At 71.9% G+C, this 4,554-nt stretch carries 4 protein-coding genes; 3 read left to right on the forward strand and 1 reads right to left on the reverse strand.

The window, feature by feature from the left end:
- Window positions 1-260 precede the first annotated feature (260 nt).
- Entirely contained in the window at window positions 261-1,202 is a 942-nt protein-coding gene (locus L0P92_RS42355) for a LysR family transcriptional regulator (protein WP_234768468.1), read from the reverse strand.
- A gap of 133 nt (window positions 1,203-1,335) precedes the next feature.
- Here L0P92_RS42355 and L0P92_RS42360 point away from each other — a divergent pair, with 133 nt between their 5' ends.
- The 3 genes from L0P92_RS42360 to L0P92_RS42370 all read left to right on the forward strand — a co-directional run.
- Window positions 1,336-2,334 (forward strand): fumarylacetoacetate hydrolase family protein, encoded by a 999-nt coding sequence (locus L0P92_RS42360; protein ID WP_234768469.1) that lies wholly within the window; start codon window positions 1,336-1,338, stop codon window positions 2,332-2,334.
- Window positions 2,331-3,302 (forward strand): cyclase family protein, encoded by a 972-nt coding sequence (locus tag L0P92_RS42365; RefSeq protein WP_234768470.1) that lies wholly within the window; start codon window positions 2,331-2,333, stop codon window positions 3,300-3,302. The genes L0P92_RS42360 and L0P92_RS42365 overlap by 4 nt, the downstream gene beginning before the upstream one ends.
- A 23-nt stretch (window positions 3,303-3,325) precedes the next feature.
- Window positions 3,326-4,554, forward strand: a 1,229-nt coding sequence (locus L0P92_RS42370; RefSeq protein WP_234768471.1) for an FAD-dependent oxidoreductase, incomplete at its 3' end; no start/stop codon positions are given.

Consider the following 4,554-nt stretch of genomic DNA (forward strand, 5'->3'; position numbering starts at 1 on the left):
GGACGGGGCGGTGCGGCCGTCGTGGTCGGGCCGTCCGGTAACCCGTGGCAGGTTCGGAGCGGGGTGCCGATGACTGCCGGCGTCGCGGCGGTTCGGCTCGCCGGGCGCCTGCGCGGTCCCGGCAGCGGGTGACGGTGGGGCTCCGGCGCCGGGTTGAGACGACTATGGGGCAACGGGCAGGTCCTGCCTAGCCCTCATCCGATCGATATCGAAGATGTGGATCATCCGGGCCCTGGATGCCAGGCACCTGCGCGGGCCCGCTATCTCGGTGCGACCGTGGCGATACGGCCGGGCTCGGAAGCGGCCAGCTCCGCTCCCACGCGGGCCGCGGTCTCGCGCAGCCAGATGTGGGCCGCGTCATGGGTGTGCACCGGGTGCCACCACAGTGCCTCCTGGAGAGGGACCGCCCCGTAGGGAGGTTCCATGAGGCGTACGGCGGCCACGCCGCGCAGCAGCTCGGCCAGGCGCTGCTGTACCAGGGCGATCCGGCGGGTGCCGGCGACCAGGAAGGGCAGCGCCTGGAAGCTGTCGACGGAGATCTCCACGCGGGGGTCGACGCCGAGCATGCTCAGCTGCCGGGCGGCCGGAGCGTCGTAGGCGCGCTGGTAGATGACCCAGGGCAGCCGTGCCAGGTCGTCCATGGTCAGCTGGTCGCCGACCTCGTCGTTCGTCTCGGCCACCAGGAAGACCCAGCGGTCGGTGTACAGGTCGACGGCGGGGAAACCGCTGATGACGCCGCGCGGCATCAAAAGCCCGTCGGCCGTGCTGAGCAGCGGTGCCGTCTCCTCGGTGACGTCGATGGGCGTCCGCTGGAAGCGCAGCCGTACCCCCGGGGCCTCGGCATGCACGGTCCGGGCGAACTCGGCGCCGAACACGGCGAGCGCGTAGTCGGAGGTGAGCAGGGTGAACTCGTGCTCCTCGCTGCCCGGGGCGAAGTCGGCCCTGCTGCTGAAGACCCGTTCCAGCAGGTCACAGGCGGTCGAGGTGCGGTCCAGCAGAGCGCGGCCGAGGGCGGTCAGTTCGTACTGCTTGCCGACGCGCGCGAGCAGGTCGTCGTCGAAGTGGCGGCGCAGGCGGGCCAGGGCCGCGCTCATCGCCGGCTGGCTGAGCCCGACGCGCTGCCCGGCGCGGGTGACGTTGCGTTCCTCCAGCAGGGCCCGCAGGGACAGGACGAGATTGAGATCGAGGCCGGAGAGGGACACGACGCCTCCAGAGCGAGGCCGCTCGCGGCGGCAGCAGCATTTGCACCACAGATGATCAACATCTAAAGAATCGATTTCCCAGATTACTCGCTGGGGTCCAGATTGGTCCCACCGCAATCTGGAGGACATTCCCGTGAAACCCGCAGCCGCTTCCGCGTCCTTCTCCGGACCCTTCGCCCTTGGCGTCCTCTCCGCCTCTGACCAGGCGCCTTTCCCCGGTCTCGTGATCCCCGAGGGGCGTGTGCTGGATCTTCGTACGGCCCTCGGGGAGCCGGACCTGACAGCCAGGGGGATCTACGACCGCTGGGACGAGATGCTTCCTCGCCTGCACGCGCTCGCGGCCGACGAGACGGCCGACTGGCGGCCGTTGGAGCACCTGCGGGCGCACGCGCCGGTCGAGCCCCGCCAGGTCTTCCAGTCCGGCGCCAACTACCGGCAGCACGTGATCGACCTGGAGGTCGCCCACCGCTCCCCCGACGACCCCCGCACGGTCGAGGAGGCGCGCGCGGAGATCGCCGCGGTCATGGACCGGCGGGCGGCCGAGGATCTGCCGTACGTGTTCATCGGCCTGCCGAGTGCGATCACCGGCCCCTTCGACGACGTCGTACTTCCGGACTGGGCCGAACAGCCCGACTGGGAGCTGGAGTTGGCAGCCGTCATCGCCAGGCCCGCCTACCGTGTGACGGTCACGGAGGCCCTGGAGTACGTCGCCGGCTACACCATCGCCAACGACCTCACCGACCGCGCCACCGTCTTCCGCCGGGACATGAAGGCCATCGGCACCGACTGGCTGCGCTGCAAGAACGCCCCCGGTTTCACCCCGCTCGGCCCGTGGATCGTGCCCGCCGAGTCGATCGCCGACCCGGGTGACCTGCGGGTCACGCTGAAGCTCAACGGCGAGACCATGCAGGACGAGTCCACCAAGGACATGCTCTTCGGCATCGCCCGGCTGGTGTCGTACATCTCCCAGACCTCCCGGCTCCTGCCCGGCGACCTGGTGCTCACCGGCAGCCCGGCCGGCAACGGCATGCACTGGGGGCGGCTGCTGCGCGACGGCGACGTCATGGAGGGCTCCATCACCGGGCTGGGCGTGCAGCGCACCCGCTGTGTCGGCGAGGGGACCGCGTCGTGACGGCCCCGCTCGACCCCGCGGACGCCGAGGGCGCGATCACCGAGGCCGCCAAGCGGTGCTCCAACTGGGGGCGTTGGGGCGAGGACGACGTGCTCGGCACGCTGAACTTCCTCGACGAGGACAAGCGCCGCGAGGGTGCCGCGCTGGTGCGGCGGGGCGTGAGTTTCTCGCTGTCGCAGCGGTTCGACATGAACGGGCCGCAGAAGGGCTGGCGCCGCCGCACCAACCCCGTCCACACCATGCTGGACACGGGAACGGACGCGGCGCTGGGCAACCAGGGCTTCCCGCACGGCATCGGCGGCGCCGACGACGTGATCGCGATGCCCCTGCAGTGCTCCACCCAGTGGGACGGGCTCGGGCACATCTTCGACCACGGCAAGGCGTGGAACGGGCGGGCGGCCGAGAAGGTCGTCACCTCCGACGGCGATCTGGTCACCGGCATCGAGCACATGGCCCCGTACGTCGCCGGGCGCGGAGTCCTCCTCGACGTCGGCCGGGTGATCGGCGGCGAACGCGGGGAACTGCCGGACGGTTTCGCGATCACCGAGGAACACCTGACCGCGACGGCCGAGGCGCACGGCGTGGCCGTCGGCCGCGGGGACATCGTCGTCGTCCGGACCGGGCGGCTGGCGCGCGCCCGCCGCGAGGGCTGGGGCGACTACGCGGGCGGAGACTCGCCCGGTCTGTCCTTCACCACCGCCGGCTGGCTGCACGCGAGCGAGATCGCCGCCATCGCCACCGACACCTGGGGCTTCGAGGTACGGCCGAACGAGTTCCACGGCGCCTTCCAGCCGCTGCACCAGGTCGCCATCCCCAACATGGGCCTGCTGATCGGTGAGATGTGGGACCCCGACGCTCTCGCGGACGACTGCGCCCGCGACGGCGTGTACGAGTTCTGGCTCACCGCCGCGCCCCTGCCCATCACCGGAGCCGTCGGCTCCCCCGTCAACCCCGTCGCCGTCAAGTGACCCGACCAACAAAGGAGTTGGCCATGGAACGAAAGAGAGTCCTGGTCATCGGAGGGGGCACCTCCGGCAACGCCATGACCGTGCTGCTGCGGCGGGCCGGCATCGACGTCGACCTCGTCGAGGTCAAGGAGGACTGGAACGTACGCGGCTCCGGCATCACCCTGCAGGGCAACGCCCTGCGCGTGCTGCGCGAGATCGGCGTCTGGGACGAGGTCCGCGAGCACGGCTTCGGCTTCGACGCCCTGGGGCTGACGACGCCTGACGGCACCGTGCTGCACGTCGGCGACGTCCTCCGTACCGGCGGAGACGACCTCCCCGCCACCCTGGGCATGCAGCGCCCGGTGCTCCAGCGCATCCTCATCGACCTCGTCCGGGCATCCGGCGCGAACGTCAGGCTCGGCACCACCGCCGAGATCCTCACCGAGGACGACACGTCGGCGACCGTCCGGTTCAGTGACGGCACCGAGAGCCGCTACGACCTCGTCGTGGCCGCCGACGGCCTGCACTCCGCGACCCGCGCCGCCATGGGCATCGACGTCAAACCCGAGCCGACCGGCATGGCCATCTGGCGTGTCCCGGCGCCCCGCCCGGCCGGAGTGGAGTGCAGCGTCCTCTCCCACGGAGGACCCTGCTACATCGCCGGCTACACGCCCACCAGCAAGGACACGATCTACGCCTATCTGGTGGAGGCCGGCCGCGACCGCGCCACGATCCCGCCCGAGTCCTACGCGCGGGAGATGCGCCGCCTCGCCGAGGGATACGGCGGTGCCTGGGACGAGATCCGTGACTCGATCACCGACCCGGCGCAGGTGAACTACACCTGGTTCGACCGGATGCTGGTCGAGGGGTCCTGGCACCGGGGCCGGGTCGTCCTCGTCGGCGACGCCGCGCACTGCTGCCCGCCCACGCTGGCCCAGGGCGCGGCCATGGCCCTGGAGGACGCGTGGGTGCTGTCCCAGCTGCTGACCAGCGGATCCGCGTGGGACGAGGAACTGCTCACGCACTACTACGAGCGGCGGATCGACCGGGTCCGGATGGTCGTCGAAGCGTCCGTGCAGATCGGGCAGTGGCAGCTCGACGGTGTGCCCGGTGACGTGCCCGGGCTGCTGGACGCCACCATGCCGGGGGGCAAGGAGCTGGCCGGGGGCCGCCCCCCCCCCCCCCCCCCCCGGGGGGGCCCCCCCCCCCCCCCGCGCGGGGGGGGGGGGGGGGGCCGCCCCCCGGCCCCCCACCCGCGGGGGGGCGGCCCCCC

The organism is Streptomyces muensis, from assembly GCF_021474425.1.
Classification (GTDB): Bacteria; Actinomycetota; Actinomycetes; order Streptomycetales; family Streptomycetaceae; genus Streptomyces; species Streptomyces muensis.